The sequence below is a fragment of the Streptomyces sp. NPDC055506 genome, from assembly GCF_053643595.1.
This window is the reverse complement of record NZ_JBSHKH010000168.1, coordinates 1-15,132: the sequence shown is the minus strand read 5'-3', so window position 1 is coordinate 15,132 and position 15,132 is coordinate 1. Positions and strand designations below refer to the sequence as shown.

Sequence of the window (15,132 nt, the reverse complement as noted above, 5' to 3'; positions counted from 1 at the left end):
TGTGCGGGCCGCCGCCGGACGCGCAGGCCGCCCGTCCGCTCCCCACGGCGGCCGTCGCACGCACCGGGCGGTCGCAGGAAAGGACGTGGCTCCCAAGGTGGCAGCGCACCGCAAGCCCCGACAGCGCACCGCGAGCGGCAACACGGCCCGTACGGCCGCCACGATCGCGCTCGCCGGCGCGGCGACCGCGACGGGCTTCGACGGAACCGGACACGCCGAACCGCAGCTCACCCCAGGCCAGGTCAAGGCCAAGGTGGACAAGCTGTACCAGGAGGCGGAGGTCGCCACCGAGAAGTACAACGGCGCGAAGGAGAAGGCGGACGCCGCCGGAGAGCGGCTCAAGAAGCTCCAGGACCAGGCGGCCCGCAAGGAGGAACGGCTCAACTCGGCCCGCGACGCCCTGGGCTCGGTCGCCGCCGCGCAGTACCGGGACGGCGGCATCGACCCCGCCCTCCGGCTCGCCCTGTCCGACGACCCCGACCGGTACCTCGAGAACGCCGAGTTCGTGGAACGGGCCGGCAACCGGCAGAAGTCCGCCGTCGCGGGCGTCCGCAAACAGCTCCGGGAGATCGAGCAGCTGCGCGGGGCCGCCCACATCGAGCTGACGTCCCTGAAGTCGCGGCAGACGGAACTGAAGCGGCACAAGAAGACGATCACCGGCAAGCTGGGCTCCGCGCGGCAGCTGCTGTCCCGGCTCACCGCGCAGGAACGTGCCGCCCTGAGCGAAGGACCGGGCTCGAACCGCGCCTCACGCTCCGCGACGGGCGCCCGCGACACCCTGGCCGCCCCTGGTTCCGCCACCGCGCAGGCGCCCAACTCCCGCGCGGCCGCCGCCGTCTCCTACGCCTACCAGAAGCTCGGCAGCCCCTACGTCTGGGGCGCGACCGGCCCGAACGCCTTCGACTGCTCGGGCCTCGTCCAGGCCGCGTACCGCTCCGCGGGCGTCTCGCTGCCCCGCACGACGTACTCCCAGATCGCCGCCGGCCGCCGCGTCGACCGCTCCGAACTCCTCCCCGGCGACCTGGTCTTCTACTACGCCGGCATCAGTCACGTCGGCATCTACGTGGGCAACGGGCAGATGATCCACGCCCCGAACTCATCGGCCCCGGTACGGGTCGCCCCGCTCGACGAGATGCCCTACGCGGGGGCGACACGGGTGGTCTGACGGGGCCGCACCGGGCCGCGCGTCACACCAGCCGTCGGGCCGTGGCCCACCGCGTCAGCTCGTGCCGGTTGGAGAGCTGGAGCTTGCGCAGGACCGCCGAGACATGCGACTCGACCGTCTTCACAGAGATGAAGAGCTGCTTGGCGATCTCCTTGTACGCGTACCCCCGGGCGATGAGCCGCAGCACCTCGCGCTCGCGCTGGGTCAGCCGGTCCAGGTCCTCGTCGACCGGAGGCGCGTCCGTGGAGGCGAAGGCGTCGAGGACGAACCCGGCCAGCCGCGGGGAGAACACCGCGTCGCCCTCCTGGACGCGGAAGACGGAGTCGACGAGGTCCGTGCCGGTGATCGTCTTGGTGACGTACCCGCGGGCCCCGCCGCGGATCACGCCGATGACGTCCTCCGCCGCGTCCGACACGGACAGCGCGAGGAAGCGGACCGGCTGCTCGGCGTCGGCCATCAAGGGGGCACAGCGGCGCAGCACCTCCACCCCGCCACCGCCCGGGAGATGCACGTCGAGGAGGACCACCTCGGGCCGGGTCGCGGTGATGACCGTGACCGCCTGGTCGACGTCCGCGGCCTCGCCGACGACCTCGACGCCGGTCTGCTCGGTCTGCCCGATCTCGGCCTGGACCCCCGTACGGAACATGCGGTGGTCGTCGACGAGGACCACGCGCACCCGACGCCCGCCGGTGCCGCCGCCCGACTCCGCGGGCCCGGCCGCCTCCGCCGCTCCCGCCGTACCGTTCGACTCGGTCGGGTCGCTCATGACGTCTCCGCCCTCTCCATCTCCAGCTCGACCTCCGTGCCGCCGTCCGGCACCGCGCGCAGCCGCGCCGTGCCGCCGTGGCGCTCCATGCGGCCGATGATCGATTCTCTGACACCCATGCGGTCGGCGGGTATCGAGTCGAGGTCGAAGCCGGGGCCGCGATCCCGGACGGACACGAAGACCGTCTTCCCCTCGACCTCGGCGTAGACCTGTACGGCTCCGCCCTCGCCACCGTACTTGGCGGCGTTCACCATTGCTTCCCGCGCGGCCTGCATCTGTGCGCCGGTGCCCTCGTCGAGCGGGCAGTCCCCCACCACCACGACCTCGATGGGCACGCCGTGCTTGTCCTCCACCTCGGCCGCGTTGCGCCGCACGGCGTCGGCGAGCGTGGTGGGTTCGTCGGCCTCGTCCTTGCCGGTGCCCTCGGGCTTGTAGAGCCAGGTGCGCAGGTCGCGCTCCTGCGCGCGGGCGAGGCGGCGCACCTCGTTCGCGTTCTCCGCGTTGCGCTGGATCAGGGTGAGAGTGTGCAGCACCGAGTCGTGCACATGGGCGGCGACCTCCGCGCGCTCCTGGGCCCGGATGCGCATCAGACGCTCCTCGGAGAGGTCCTGCGTCATGCGGACCAGATACGGCCCGGCGAGGAGCGTTATCCCGACGAGGACCGCGAGGGCCGCCTGCAGGACGGAGCCGAGGTGGGCGGCGGAGCCCTGGAGGACGAAGATGCCGGAGACACCGGCCGTCACCAGCAGCACCCCGCCCACCGCGCGCAGCAGCGTGACCGTGCGCCGGCGGCGCCCGACCTCGACCCAGCGGGCCCGGCGGGCGTTGTCCGCCTGCCGCCAGACCAGGGCGACGCCCGCGCCGACGAGCACCGCCGGCCAGAGGTACACCCGGGCCCCGCCGCTGAGGTTCACATTGCCGACGAACACCAGGGCCACGGCGACCATGAGCAGCAGGGCCACTATCTGGCCCTTGTCGGGTTTGCGGGCGACGAGTCTGCGGCGGCCGTCGGGCGAGGTCTCCGAGGCGGCCGGCGGCTTCTGCGCGTCGACTCCGCCGACGCCGAGCGGGACGAAGAACCAGAACGCGGCGTACAGCAGCGCACCGAGGCCGTCGGCCATGAACAGGCCGACGAACACGAGCCGCACCCAGACGACGGGCAGCCCGAGGTGCCCGGCGAGGCCTCGCGCCACGCCACCGAGCCAGCGTCCGTCACTGCTGCGGTAGAGCTTGCGCGGCGGCCGCGGTTCGGCGAGTGGCGCTGCTGCGGCTTCCGACATGCCATTGATGGTCACACGGCCGGAAGGCCGGAGCATCAGGGTCGACCCCGGAGACTCCCCTGATCTCCTGAGGCCGGCCCGTCGAACACCTCCCGAGCCGTTCCTCAGGGCCGATATCAGGGTCCGGCCAGGGTCGTTCCGACTGCCGCCGCGGCGCCGCGCCCGTCACCATGGACCCATGACCGATCACGAGCACGCCGCGACGGGTCCGGGACCCGGCTCCGGCCCGCGCCCCGCACCGGGCGCCGGGCCGCAGGACGCCGCGCCCGCGGGTTCCCCCGCGCAAGGGCGTGCGGGCCCGGGAGAACAGGGAGGAGCCCCCGACGCGGCCGGCCCGGCCGGGGAAGCGGCCCCGCCCGGCCCGCCCCACGCGTTCCGTCGCGACCGCCGCCACAAGACCCTGGCCGGCGTCTGCGCCGGGCTCGGGCGGCAGTGCGACCTGGACCCGGTGATCTTCCGGATCACGCTCGCGGTGCTCTCCGTCACCGGCGGCATCGGCCTGCTCTTCTACGGCTTCGTCTGGCTCCTCGTCCCGTACGACGACGAGGACGAGAACGAGGTGCGCAAGCTGCTGACCGGCCGCGTCGACGGCCAGGCCCTGACGGCCGTGCTGTTCGCGCTGGTCGGCTGCGGAGTGTTCCTCACCCTGCTGAACAACGGCGGAGTGCTGACCTTCGCCTTCGTCCTCTCCATACTCCTGGCCGGCTGCGGCTACTGGTCACGCCAGCGCGGTACCCCCAGCCCCGACCCGCTGGCCGCCCAGGCCGCCGCCGACGCCCCGCCCGAGCCCCAGGCGCCGCCGGCCCTTGTCACCTCGCCCTCCTGGTGGCGCGACCCCATCGTCAAGGACGGCACCCACATCGGCGGCACGGGCTATCTGTGGGGCCCCCGCGACACCCGCGACCCGGACGTCGCCGCCGCCGTCAACATCGGGCTCGGTACCCGGGCCGGCGGCCGCCAGGACATACCCGTCCCGCGCGGCCGGCCGCCAGAGCAGCGCGGCCCCCGCTGGATCGGCGGCTGGGTCTTCCTGCTGGCCCTGCTCGCCGGTGCCCTGGGCACCGACCTGACCTGGGACGAGCACCCGCTGGGCACCAGCCTGCAGACGGGTCTGGCCTGCGCGCTCGCCGTCCTGGGCCTGGGCATAGCCGTCAGCGCCTTCCTGGGACGGACCGGGGCGGGTTCGATCCTCCTGGCGATCATCACGGCCGGGCTGCTCGCCGGGGCGGCGGCACTGCCCAAGGACATCGGCACCGAATGGGCCCGCACGACCTGGCGGCCCGCCACGGTGGCGGACGTACGGCCGCAGTACGAACTGGGCACCGGCGTCGGCACGCTGGACCTGAGCAGGCTGGACGTGGCCGGGAGACAGACCGTGACGACGCGCGCCGACGTGGGCATCGGCCGGGTGAAGGTGCTCGTGCCCGAGGACGTGACCGTGCGGCTGAGCGTCGACGTGGGGCTCGGCGACCTCCAGCTGCCGGGCGACGACACGAAGGACGTGGACGTGAGACCGGGCCAGCAGAAGCAGATCACCCTCTCCCCCGCCAAGGGCGTCGAGAGGTCCGGCACCATCGACCTGGACCTCCAGGTGGGAATGGGACAGGCGGAGGTGACCCGTGCTGCGTCATGAGCCCCGGCCCGGAAAGCTGGTCGCCGGTGTCGTCCTCGTCCTGACGGGCGTCCTCTACGCCGGTGACGCGGGCGGCGCCTGGGAGATCCCGTGGTTCGTGGCGATCCCCCTCGTCACGGGCGGACTGTGCCTGGCCGGCGCGGTGGCGTTCCTGACGGGCCGCCTGCGCCGACGCCGCACGGCAGGGCGTACGGCCACCGACTAGTGCCCTCCGGGGCTCTGGGCCACCGGTGCCCCGGCCACAGCTGCCCCGGGGCTCGGCTACCGGTACTCCCGCCTCTGGCGTCGTCGTGACCTCAGGGCGGCATCCACGGACAGCAGGGGCGCGCCCGCCAGGACGAGAGGGGTCCAGGCCATCAGGTAGGCGAGGTCGTTGCCGTAGTAGTACGGATCGGACGCCCAGCTCACGGTCAGCCACAGGCTGAGGGAGATCAGCGCGCCGCCGAACGCGGCCAGCCGGGCGAGCACACCGAGCAGGGTGCCGATGCCGACGGCCAGTTCTCCGAAGGCGATGGCGTAGCCGAAGCCGACCGGGCTCTTCAGGGAGAGGTCGACCAGGGCGGGAATGGCGGAGGAGTCGCGAACGGCGCGCATCATGTCGCCGATCGACCCGGCGCCGGAGTCCTTCATGAAGGCGCTGTCGGTGATCTTGTCCAGGCCGGCGTAGATGAAGGTGACGCCGAGGAAGATGCGCAGAGGAAGGAGGGCGTAGCGGCCGGCGGTGTCCCGCCAGCCTCCGTCGCCGCGGAAGTGGGGGGAGCTCGTGTCCGTTCGCATACTGTGAGTCATCGCTGCTAGCCGCCTCTCGCCGCCGGTGCCGAGACCCCCTCAACAGACCATACGTACGACGAACAGACCGCGCTCAACCCTGTATGTCCCCAATTTTTGCCCGACCGCCGGAGCCGGCGGGCACCCGTCACTCCGTCACATCAACCGTGTAGCGATTCGTCTCCACCCCCGCTGCCGTGACCACCTGCACGTCCACCCGCCCCGGTTCGACATCCGCGGGCACCGGCACCGTCAGCAGCGTGTCCGCCGGGTTGCTGAAGCCGCCGGGTACCGGTACCAGCGGGACGTGGACGTGAACGGCACCCACCCGGACGACCATTCGGGCCAGCCGGTCAGCCCCCTGCGCACCCGGCGGCACGAACCCGGCTCCCCGGATCTCGATGTCGTCGCCCGTGCGGATCGGCCCGTCGAGGTCGCCCGCCTCCCGTGCCCGGACCACGGAGAGGATGACCGGCCGGCCGCCCTCGGCGTACTTGCCGGCCAGATAGGTCGCCGCCGACACCAGGACCACGACCGCCAGTCCCCACGGCAGGTCCGGCAACTGGTCCGGGCGCCTGGCCAGCCGCACCGCCGCGAAGACCAGCGCGACACCGCTGATGACGACGTACTGGATGTCGGCGAAGGTGCCCCGGCCGGCGTCGTCGGTCAGCAGGTCGGCGGCGCGCGGCCGGTCGGCGCGCACCTTCTGGAGCCGTTGCCCCAGCACCCGCAGCCCAACCACTCGCCGTACGAGCACGGCGATCCCGCACACCACGGCGAGCACGGTCACGACTCCGGCGCCGCGGGCGAGTTCCAGCCCGGAGATCAGCGCGTCCCGCTCCCGGTGCCGGGAGGCGGCCGCCAGCCGCCCCGCCAGGACGAGCACCGCGTAGGCCACGAACAGCACCCACGCCGCGGCGACCGTGCGGGAGGTGGACAGGCGGTTGTCCTCGCCGATCACGGGCGCCAGCGCACCGCCCTTCGACCGGTGGAACCACGACGCCGCGGTCAAAGCACCCGCCACCACGAGCGCCGCGGCCAGCCCGGCCGTACGCGCCGCAGTCCAGCCCGCACCGACCGCGGTGAGGCACTGCCCGAGCAACAGCAGCACGACGGCCGCCCACACCACACCCGCCGTACGGCGCCACAGGCCCGTCAGCCAGGACAGGCCCTCGGCCCGGCCGCGCTCGGCGACGAGTTCCGCGGACTGCGCCAGTTCCTCCGAGACCCACTGCCGGGAAGCCGAGGCGGAGTGGGCCACCGCGGCCGGCAGCCCCTGCCCGGCCGCGAACTCGTCGCGCCTGCGCAGAAACGCGGCGACGGCCCGCCGGTGCCCCTCACGCGCCCCGTGCGGACAGTCCCCGCAGGCGCACCCGCCTTCATGAGCGTCTCCGTGAGCACTGCCGTAAGCACTGCCGTAAGCACTGCCGTGAGTACCGCCATGAGCACTGCCGTGGCCGCCCGCGTACCCGCTCACGGGCCCACCGGCGTACCGGCCCGCATACGTATACGCCCCCGCGTTCGCGTAGCCACCCGCCTCCGCGCCGCCCTGTCCCTCGCGCACCGCCACGCCCGACGCCCGCCTTCCCGCGACCCAACCATCGTCGGCCTTCCGGACCCCGGAAACACCGCTGTACAACTCCCCTGCGACGTCAGCGAATTGTGCCCTACACCAGGCGGTTCACGTCCGCTCGGTCTGGTCAACACGGGTGAATTTCGGCGTGCCGTGTTGACCTGGCTGGGAGAATTCCCCTATGGCCGAGATCATCCAGCGTGACGGGACCTGGGCCTTCGACGGCGACACGGTCCGGATCACGCCCGGTCTGCACCGCTCCGTGCCGCTGTTCCGGCAGACGTACGGGGAGATCGCCGTGCCGCTCGAGGCGGTCTCGAGTGTCGTCCTCGAACCCGAACGCAGGCGCGTACGGCTGCGGTTGCGGCTGCGGGAGGGCGCCGACCCCCTGCTCCAGGCGACCGGCGGGCGGCTGCCGAACGCGGCCGATCCGTACCGGCTGACGGTGGACGCCGACCGGACGGGGGTCGCCGAGTACATCGCCGAGGAGATCCGCCGCGCGCTGCTCCTGGACCGGATTCCGAAGGAGCCGGCGAAGGCCTACCTGCTGCCCGGCCCGCCGGTCCCGGTCTCGGTCCGTTCGTCCGACGGGACGGTCTCCTTCGACGGCACCCGGGTACGGATCGACTGGGCCGACACCTCCGAGCGGGTCAAACGCGCCACCGGCCCGCGGATCATCACCCTGGGCGATCTGGTCCGGGTCGAGTGGCTCCCGAACTCCGGCCACGAGGACGGCCTCCTGCGCTTCGTGACCCGCGAGACCGTGTACTCGAAACTGCCGCCGGAGAAGGACCCCTACGCCCTGGACCTGTGGGGCGGCGCCCGGCGCGATCTGCTCACGGCGCTCGTCGCCACGGCGGTCACGGCCCGGCTGCCGCACCCGTCCGCCGACGCCGCGCACGACATGTCCGCCCACTACCCGCCCGCCTCAGAGCACCACGACGTACTGCTGCGCCGTCTGCGCGAATTGGGCCGGCTGCACCGGGACGGGGTGCTCACCGACGAGGAGTTCGCGATGACGAAAGCGGTGGTGCTCCGCGGCTTCTGATGCCGAGGCCGAGATCGTTCAGCTCAGCAGATCCGGCTCGCTCCGGCTGACGTCCTGCCACATCGGCTGGTAGTTGATCCACGCCACCAGGTCGCCACCCAGCTGCTCCCGCGTCGCCACCGCCATCCGGTGGTCGATGCGGACCGGCCGCCCGGCCGCCTGCGCCGTCAGCTGCACCTGGCAGGACCGCTCCATCGAAACGAACCACCAGGCCGCCGCGTCCACCGAGTCGCCGACGGTCAGCAGCCCGTGGTTGCGCAGCACGAGCGCCTTGTGGGAGCCGAGCACGGCCGCGATGCGCCGCCCCTCCTCGGCGTCGACGGCGACGCCGGTGTAGGCGTCGTAGAGGGCGTGGTCCTCGTAGAACGCGCAGCTCTCCTGGGTGATCGGCTCCAGCAGCTCACCGAGGGCCGCGAGCGCCCGGCCGTGCACCGAGTGGCAGTGGGCGACGGCGACCACGTCGGGGCGGGCGGCGTGCACCTGGGCGTGCACGGTGAACGCGGCCTGGTTGACGTGGTAGCGGCCCTCGACGACCTGGCCGTCCTGGTTGGCGAGCACCAGGTCGCTCACGGTGACGTGCCGGAAGGGCAGCCCGAACGGGTTGACCCAGAAGCAGTCGGTGTACTCCGGGTCGCGGGCGGTGATGTGCCCCGACACGCCGTCCTCGAAGCCGAGCCTTCCGAAGATCCGCAGGGCGCCCGCGAGCCGTTCCTTGCGGTGCCGGCGTTCGTCCTCCACCGACTCGTGCATGGGCGGCATCGCGAACCGCAGCCGGTCGGTGGGCAGCGGCAGGGGCGGGGTGGGCCCGTGCATAGGTCCTCCAGCGCTGTTTCTTCGTACGGGGCGGAAATTACCGCCGGTCGGGCCGGGATGAACAGAACCGTTTCGTAAAGATGAAACGAGCGCCCCTGAGAGCACCCTGTGCGCACCCTTTCGCCCCCGATCTCCCCCAGGGCGCCTACCCCCGAATAGCCGACAGAAGATGTCGGATTTCGGCGCCACACTCTCCGTATGACAGCGAACTGGGCGGTTTTCGTCACCGCCGAACCGGACCTGGCCGACACGGTCGAGAAGCGTTTCGGCGCCTACACCCACCACGTCCTCGCCACTCTCCGCAAGGACGGTTCGCCCCGCACCAGCGGCCTCGAGGTGCGGTTCCTGAACGGCGAGCTGTGGCTCGGCATGATGCCGGGCTCGCTCAAGGCCCTCGATCTGCGCCGCGACCCGCGCTTCACGCTCCAGTCGAACCCCGGGGAGGGCACGGGCATGGGCGGCGGGGACGTCCGGATCAGCGGCCGGGCGATCGAGGTGGAAGACGTGGAGACCAAGGCCGGATACGTCGAAGAGGTGGAACCGCCGGAGCCGTTCCACCTCTTCCGCACCGAGCTGTCGGAGGTCGTGAGGACCTACGTCGAGGACGACACGTACCTGGTCGTCCAGGTCTGGACGCCCGGCGAACCCCTGCGCACGATCAAGCGCACCTAGGGGTCACATACCTGGGATCACTCCCACTCGATCGTCCCCGGCGGCTTCGAGGTCACGTCGAGGACGACGCGGTTGACGTCGCGCACCTCGTTGGTGATCCGGGTCGAGATCTTCGCCAGGACGTCGTACGGCAGGCGCGACCAGTCGGCCGTCATGGCGTCCTCGGAGGAGACGGGGCGCAGCACGATCGGGTGGCCGTACGTACGGCCGTCGCCCTGGACGCCGACGCTGCGGACGTCCGCGAGCAGGACCACCGGGCACTGCCAGATGTCGCGGTCCAGGCCGGCCGCCGTCAGCTCCTCGCGGGCGATGGCGTCGGCCTCGCGCAGCAGGTCCAGGCGCTCCTTGGTGACGTCGCCGACGATACGGATGCCGAGGCCGGGGCCGGGGAACGGCTGGCGCTGGACGATCTCGTCCGGCAGGCCGAGCTCCTGGCCGACCATCCGGACCTCGTCCTTGAACAGCTGGCGCAGCGGCTCGATCAGCTTGAACTCGAGGTCCTCGGGCAGGCCGCCCACGTTGTGGTGGGACTTGATGTTGGCCGTGCCGGTGCCGCCGCCGGACTCGACGACGTCCGGGTAGAGGGTGCCCTGGACGAGGAACTCGACGGCCGGGCCCTGGTCGGCGATGATCTCGGCCTGGGCCTGCTCGAAGACCCGGATGAACTCGCGGCCGATGATCTTCCGCTTCTCCTCGGGGTCGGAGACCCCGGCGAGCGCCTTGAGGAACCGCTCCTCCGCGTCCACGACCTTCAGCTGCACGCCGGTCGCGGCCACGAAGTCCTTCTCGACCTGCTCGGTCTCGCCCTTGCGCATCAGGCCGTGGTCGACGTACACGCAGGTCAGCTGGGAGCCGATGGCCTTCTGGACCAGCGCCGCCGCGACCGCGGAGTCCACACCGCCGGACAGCCCGCAGATGGCGCGCCGGTCGCCGACCTGCTCGCGGATCGCCGCGACCTGCTCCTCGATCACGCTGCCCGTGGTCCAGGACGGCGTCAGGCCCGCGCCCCGGTACAGGAAGTGCTCCAGCACCTGCTGCCCGTGCGTGGAGTGCATCACCTCGGGGTGGTACTGGACGCCGTAGAGCTTCTTCTCGTCGTTCTCGAAGGCGGCGACGGGCACGACGTCCGTGGAGGCCGTGACGGAGAAGCCCTCGGGGGCGGCGGAGCAGGCGTCGCCGTGCGACATCCAGACGGCCTGCTCGGCCGGGGTGCCCTCGAAGAGGGTGGAGGACGACTTGGAGACGTGCAGGCCGGTGCGGCCGTACTCGCGGGCTCCGGTGTTGTCGACGGTGCCGCCGAGGGTCCGCGCCATCAGCTGGAAGCCGTAGCACATACCGAAGACGGGGACGCCGGCCTCGAAGATCGCGCGGTCGAGGCTCGGGGCGCCTTCCTCGTAGACCGAGGAGGGGCCGCCGGAGAGGATGATCGCCGCGGGGTTCTTGGCGAGGATCTCCTGGACCGGCATGGTGCTCGGCACGATCTCGCTGTAGACCCGCGCCTCGCGGACACGACGGGCGATGAGCTGGGCGTACTGCGCGCCGAAGTCGACGACCAGGACGGTGTCGGGGGCGTTGGCAGCGGGAGTCGCTGATGACACGGGGTGCCTTCCGGCGGTGGGGCGGGGGTCTTGTGCCACCCGATTCTACCGAGGTGCTCGTGGGGAGCGTCCCGCCCACGGACGGTCCGGGCTCCGGCACCCGTGTCTCACCATGCGAACCCGCTTGGACGCCGCGCCGCCCCGGGGCATACTGGCGCCATGCTCACGCACCAGACCTTCCGCTTTACCTATGGCACCCGGCCCGCCGGCTGCCATGGTCGTGCTGCTTGAGCAACTGACAAGCGACTTCCCAGGCGCCCCGGGCCGACAAGGCCCGGGGCGTCTGTCGTCGTCCGGGCCTTGCCGCTCCGGGGCACCCCCTGACGACGAGGAGCCCCTCCCATGACCGTTCCCACCACCGCCACCGATGTGACCGGCGCCCGTACCCCCGAGGCCGCCGAGGTGATCACCGGCGCGCGTGAGCGGATCGACGCGCTCGACGACCGGATCATCGGCCTGATCCAGGAACGGGTGGCCGTGTCGGCCGTCATCCAGGAGGCGCGGATCACCTCCGGAGGCCGGCGCGTCAACCTCTCCCGCGAGATGGAGGTGCTCGGCCACTACAGGGACGCGCTGGGCAAGCCGGGCACGGCCCTGGCGATGACCCTGCTGGAGCTGTGCCGGGGCAGGATCTGAGCCCACCGGAGGAATCCGCGTTCCCGGGACAGACGTACGCACCCCTCTCACCCGTACGGCGCGTGACCGCCCCCGGGACGCCTCGTTGGTCTCGATGTCCGCACCAGCCAGGGGCGGGCCCGAAAGAACCACGCGTGGCTCACTGGAGCGATGAGACGTACGGATCGTGCCGTGCGTCGTGGGACCTCGCTCCAGGGAAGTGACCGGACGGCAGGGGACAGCAGCCCGGTCACCCAAGAGAACGGACGGCTCCGGGGACGCCCGGGGCCGCCCGGCGGACATCGAGAAAACGCGCAAAGCTGGGTCAAACGGTTGCGGGCGCCGCGTTCATCCAGCACGATGCGCATACAGCCCAAGTCCCCCCGCTGACACCCGCATTGCCCGACTGCCAAAGGTCGAGACCAGCGGCGCAACCCCCCGGCGCCGCTTCCCGGCACCGGCGCTGCCCTGACGTCGGTGCTGACGAGAAGAAGGGCCCCACGGCTCCACCCCGCGGGGCCCTTCGCTCATGCCTTTCGGGCCAGCTTCTCGCGGCTGCTTCTCGCGCCCGCTCAGGTGCGGGTCACCGTCCCGCAGGCGTGGCCGTCGTCGATGCTCCTGCTGCGGTCGTACGGGTCCGTCCTCGGGCCGGTGGGGTCGGGGCCCTTGTCCCTACTCGACGGGAACTCCGGGTGCAGATAGCCGTCGTGGACGTCGCAGGTGGAGTTGCCGATCTCCTCGTCGTACTTCCGGACGGTCAGCCGGCCCGGGGTGACCCGGTAGCGGACGGGGTCGGCGAGTTCGACGTCGAGGACTCTGCGCACGATCGTGCGGGTGACCTCGGTCGATCCGTCGGCGCGCGAGACGGGGTAGACGAAAGTGTAGTCGGCGCGCACCGCGACCCCCGCGTGCGAGCCCTTCTCGAACGTCATACGCCCACGCGCCTTGATCACGTCACCGACCGGCCGTATCTCATCGGGGTCGAAACGGCTGAACATCGTCAGCGGGTCGTGTTTGCCGCTCGGGGAGCGCAGGGCGGTGTTCAGGTCGTCGAGCAGGCCCGGCTGCTTCGGGTCGAGCACGGAGAGCGCGGCCTCGGGGCGTTCGCCGCGCACCGTCTTCGGGTCGAGGTTGGCGCCGACCAGCAGCTTCTTCGTCAGCTTCAGCGCCTCTTCCACGCGGTCCTTCGAGACCGGGCCGACGGCCTTCGCCTCGGGCAGGACGATGCCGGCCTCGCCGTCGGCCCAGTGCAGCGCCGGGGAGCCGGCGAAGGGCTCGTCCAGGGTGGGGGTTTCGGGGTCCGACGCCCCGGGTGCGGCGGTGGGCGCCGCCGTCTCGGCGGGCAGGGGCGAGGCCGCGGCGCCCCCGGGCTCACCCGTACCGAACGGGTCACCGGGCAGCAGTGACGGCTTCAGGGCCACCAGGACCACGGCGACGGCGACCGGCACACCAAGAACGGCCCACAGCTTGCGGCGGCGGCCTGCCCGGCCCTGGGTGTACGGCGATTCGGGGCCGGTACGCCACCCCGGGGGCGACTCGCCCCGCTCCTCCTGCCGGCGCAACCTCTCGGTCACCATGCGCGCCCGCGCGGACGGCTCCTTCGGGGCGGAGCCGCGGGTGTCCCGTTCGGCGTCGCGGATGAACTGTTCCCAGACATCATCGGGGATCTCGGAGGCCGACGGCTGATCGTCGGACGGCTTGTCAGACACGAGCGTCAGTTCTAGGCGTTCGGCAAGCGCCTTCACAAGAAGGTCATGGATGTGACTCAGCCCACATAAGAATCCTGTGAAGGCCAGGGCAACCATTCACAGGTTTCACGGATCAAACCTTCAGAACCACGGGCCACTCCCGCGCCCCACACGCGGAGGCCTCCCCCAACGTTCGTACCGCACCCTGCGGTACGCCGGACTCTCCGAGGTCTTCATGAAGCTTCGCCGCGCCATGGCAGCAGCGGCCGCTACGGCGGTCATAGCCCCGGTGGCACTGCTCGCGGCACCGGCCGCGTACGCGACCGACGAAACGACGCCGACTCCGAGCGCGTCCGTGAGCGAGTCCGCTCCCGAGACGTCCCCCTCGCCGTCGGTGAGCGAGTCCACGCCCGAGACGACGCCGACTCCGAGCGCCTCCGTGAGCGAGTCCGCTCCGGAGACGACGCCCACGCCGAGCGCCTCCGCGAGCGAGTCCTCCCCGGCGCCCTCCGCGTCCGAGCCCGAGGAGTCGGAGTCCCCCGACCCCGAGCCCTCGGTCTGCGAGGACACCAAGGTCGACGTCAGCATCTCCGGCCTGCCCGGCAAGATCGCGGCGGGCAGCGGCTGGCACAAGTTCTCGCTGAACGTGCTCAACAACTCCGACTCCACGCTGAACGACCTCGACTTCTACGCCGGCGCCTCCGCCGACAAGAACGGCGGGGACCTGTTCTCCAGCAAGCAGGTCCAGCTCCAGGCCTGGGACCCCCAGGACAAGATCTGGGTCGACCTCAACGAGGGTGGCCTCGCGGTCGGCTACGTCGGTTACACCGACGAGCTGAAGCCCGACTACGAGGTCAACATCCCGCTGCGCCTCAACGTCAGCAAGTCCGCCCCGGTCGGCGCCGGCTTCTCGCTCGGCGCGACGATCTACGGCGACGACGACGCCGAATGCACGGGCGTCGGTGAGGTCTCCTACAAGTTCCAGATCGTCTCCGCCGGTACGGACACCGGTGGCACCAAGCCGCAGGAAGGCGGCAAGGCGCCCGTCACCGACGAGAAGCCGAACGGCAAGACGCCGGAGGTCACCGGCAGCCTCGCCGAGACCGGCTCCAGCTCCGCCCTGCCGATGATCAGCCTCGTCGGCGGTGCCGCGGTCGTCGCCGGTGCCGGCGCGATCTTCGTGGTGCGTCGCCGCAAGGCCGGTGTCCAGGCCTAAGACGCCTCGGTAGGACCGGATAGACAAGAGCTTTACGCAAGAAGAAGAGGGACCTGCGCTCGGAGGGGGGCGCAGGTCCCTCTTCTGTTGTCTGCCGGCTTCAGTTCTTGGGCGGCACCGCCGGCATGCCCAGGAACGGCAGCCGCAGTGCGCCGAACGCGTCCGCCGGGACCGCCGGGGACTTGGGCTCGACCGGCTGGAGACGTTCGTAGGCCGCGCCCTGCTGCGGCCGGAGGTCGGGCTCGCCCTTGTTGGGCCAGTACGACATCGCCCGTTCGGCCTGGGCGGTGATGGTGA

At 71.8% G+C, this 15,132-nt stretch carries 14 protein-coding genes and 1 pseudogene; 7 read left to right on the top strand and 8 right to left on the bottom strand.

Annotated elements, in window-relative coordinates; translation table 11 throughout:
• The first annotated feature begins 97 nt into the window (after positions 1-97).
• Entirely contained in the window at positions 98-1,165 is a 1,068-nt protein-coding gene (locus ACWIF2_RS36860; protein WP_454365524.1) for an NlpC/P60 family protein, read from the top strand.
• A gap of 22 nt (positions 1,166-1,187) precedes the next feature.
• On the opposite strand, the gene ACWIF2_RS36855 is transcribed toward ACWIF2_RS36860, so the two are convergent.
• Together ACWIF2_RS36855 and ACWIF2_RS36850 are read right to left on the bottom strand one after the other, a co-directional pair.
• Positions 1,188-1,931, bottom strand: coding sequence for a LuxR C-terminal-related transcriptional regulator (locus tag ACWIF2_RS36855; protein WP_454365522.1), 744 nt, complete (start codon positions 1,929-1,931; stop codon positions 1,188-1,190).
• Positions 1,928-3,211, bottom strand: coding sequence for an ATP-binding protein (locus ACWIF2_RS36850; RefSeq protein WP_454365520.1), 1,284 nt, complete (start codon positions 3,209-3,211; stop codon positions 1,928-1,930). The genes ACWIF2_RS36855 and ACWIF2_RS36850 overlap by 4 nt, the downstream gene beginning before the upstream one ends.
• Before the next feature lie 178 nt (positions 3,212-3,389).
• On the opposite strand from ACWIF2_RS36850, the gene ACWIF2_RS36845 reads away from it, so the two are divergent.
• Both ACWIF2_RS36845 and ACWIF2_RS36840 read left to right on the top strand, forming a co-directional pair.
• On the top strand, positions 3,390-4,844 hold the full coding sequence (locus tag ACWIF2_RS36845; RefSeq protein WP_454365518.1) for a PspC domain-containing protein: 1,455 nt from the start codon (positions 3,390-3,392) through the stop codon (positions 4,842-4,844).
• A complete protein-coding gene (locus tag ACWIF2_RS36840) occupies positions 4,831-5,049 on the top strand; it encodes a hypothetical protein (protein WP_184591311.1) in 219 nt (72 codons plus the stop codon). Before ACWIF2_RS36845 ends, ACWIF2_RS36840 begins: the two co-directional genes overlap by 14 nt.
• Positions 5,050-5,105: 56 nt before the next feature.
• Here ACWIF2_RS36840 and ACWIF2_RS36835 read toward each other — a convergent pair whose 3' ends face one another.
• Complete coding sequence (locus ACWIF2_RS36835; protein WP_454365516.1) at positions 5,106-5,633, bottom strand: DoxX family protein; 528 nt, start codon at positions 5,631-5,633, stop codon at positions 5,106-5,108.
• 127 nt (positions 5,634-5,760) lie between these two features.
• Complete coding sequence (locus ACWIF2_RS36830) at positions 5,761-7,182, bottom strand: hypothetical protein (protein ID WP_454365514.1); 1,422 nt, start codon at positions 7,180-7,182, stop codon at positions 5,761-5,763.
• A gap of 184 nt (positions 7,183-7,366) precedes the next feature.
• On the opposite strand from ACWIF2_RS36830, the gene ACWIF2_RS36825 reads away from it, so the two are divergent.
• A complete protein-coding gene (locus tag ACWIF2_RS36825) occupies positions 7,367-8,233 on the top strand; it encodes a DUF4429 domain-containing protein (RefSeq protein WP_454365512.1) in 867 nt (288 codons plus the stop codon).
• Positions 8,234-8,251: 18 nt separating this feature from the next.
• On the opposite strand, the gene ACWIF2_RS36820 is transcribed toward ACWIF2_RS36825, so the two are convergent.
• Positions 8,252-9,046: a class II aldolase/adducin family protein gene (locus ACWIF2_RS36820; RefSeq protein WP_382489479.1), complete on the bottom strand. Its 795-nt coding sequence runs from the start codon at positions 9,044-9,046 to the stop codon at positions 8,252-8,254.
• Positions 9,047-9,244: 198 nt separating this feature from the next.
• On the opposite strand from ACWIF2_RS36820, the gene ACWIF2_RS36815 reads away from it, so the two are divergent.
• Positions 9,245-9,718 carry a pyridoxamine 5'-phosphate oxidase family protein gene (locus ACWIF2_RS36815; protein ID WP_454365509.1) on the top strand — a complete coding sequence of 158 codons (474 nt, stop codon included), beginning with the start codon at positions 9,245-9,247 and terminating at the stop codon, positions 9,716-9,718.
• A gap of 17 nt (positions 9,719-9,735) precedes the next feature.
• Here the strand turns inward: ACWIF2_RS36815 and guaA are convergent, their stop codons facing one another.
• Positions 9,736-11,316, bottom strand: coding sequence for a glutamine-hydrolyzing GMP synthase (gene guaA / locus ACWIF2_RS36810; protein WP_454365507.1), 1,581 nt, complete (start codon positions 11,314-11,316; stop codon positions 9,736-9,738).
• A gap of 342 nt (positions 11,317-11,658) precedes the next feature.
• Between guaA and ACWIF2_RS36805 the strand changes: the two genes are divergently transcribed.
• Positions 11,659-11,952, top strand: a complete 294-nt coding sequence (locus tag ACWIF2_RS36805; protein WP_328342573.1) for a chorismate mutase — start codon at positions 11,659-11,661, stop codon at positions 11,950-11,952.
• Between the two features lie 551 nt (positions 11,953-12,503).
• On the opposite strand, the gene ACWIF2_RS36800 is transcribed toward ACWIF2_RS36805, so the two are convergent.
• On the bottom strand, positions 12,504-13,640 hold the full coding sequence (locus ACWIF2_RS36800; RefSeq protein ID WP_454365505.1) for a hypothetical protein: 1,137 nt from the start codon (positions 13,638-13,640) through the stop codon (positions 12,504-12,506).
• A 214-nt stretch (positions 13,641-13,854) separates the two neighbouring features.
• Between ACWIF2_RS36800 and ACWIF2_RS36795 the strand changes: the two genes are divergently transcribed.
• Positions 13,855-14,835 carry an LAETG motif-containing sortase-dependent surface protein gene (locus ACWIF2_RS36795; protein WP_454365503.1) on the top strand — a complete coding sequence of 327 codons (981 nt, stop codon included), beginning with the start codon at positions 13,855-13,857 and terminating at the stop codon, positions 14,833-14,835.
• Positions 14,836-14,935: 100 nt separating this feature from the next.
• Here the strand turns inward: ACWIF2_RS36795 and ACWIF2_RS36790 are convergent.
• Positions 14,936-15,132: pseudogene (locus tag ACWIF2_RS36790) on the bottom strand (cholesterol oxidase); the annotation flags it as partial.

Bases quoted from the DNA above. Each gene is read 5' to 3' on its own strand.
- ACWIF2_RS36850 (WP_454365520.1), bottom strand. From the start codon at position 3,211: ATGTCGGAAGCCGCAGCAGCGCCACTCGCCGAACCGCGGCCGCCGCGC.
- ACWIF2_RS36835 (WP_454365516.1), bottom strand. From the start codon at position 5,633: ATGACTCACAGTATGCGAACGGACACGAGCTCCCCCCACTTCCGCGGC.
- ACWIF2_RS36825 (WP_454365512.1), top strand. From the start codon at position 7,367: ATGGCCGAGATCATCCAGCGTGACGGGACCTGGGCCTTCGACGGCGAC.
- ACWIF2_RS36795 (WP_454365503.1), top strand. From the start codon at position 13,855: ATGAAGCTTCGCCGCGCCATGGCAGCAGCGGCCGCTACGGCGGTCATA.
- ACWIF2_RS36855 (WP_454365522.1), bottom strand. From the start codon at position 1,931: ATGAGCGACCCGACCGAGTCGAACGGTACGGCGGGAGCGGCGGAGGCG.
- ACWIF2_RS36805 (WP_328342573.1), top strand. From the start codon at position 11,659: ATGACCGTTCCCACCACCGCCACCGATGTGACCGGCGCCCGTACCCCC.
- ACWIF2_RS36815 (WP_454365509.1), top strand. From the start codon at position 9,245: ATGACAGCGAACTGGGCGGTTTTCGTCACCGCCGAACCGGACCTGGCC.
- ACWIF2_RS36820 (WP_382489479.1), bottom strand. From the start codon at position 9,046: ATGCACGGGCCCACCCCGCCCCTGCCGCTGCCCACCGACCGGCTGCGG.
- ACWIF2_RS36845 (WP_454365518.1), top strand. From the start codon at position 3,390: ATGACCGATCACGAGCACGCCGCGACGGGTCCGGGACCCGGCTCCGGC.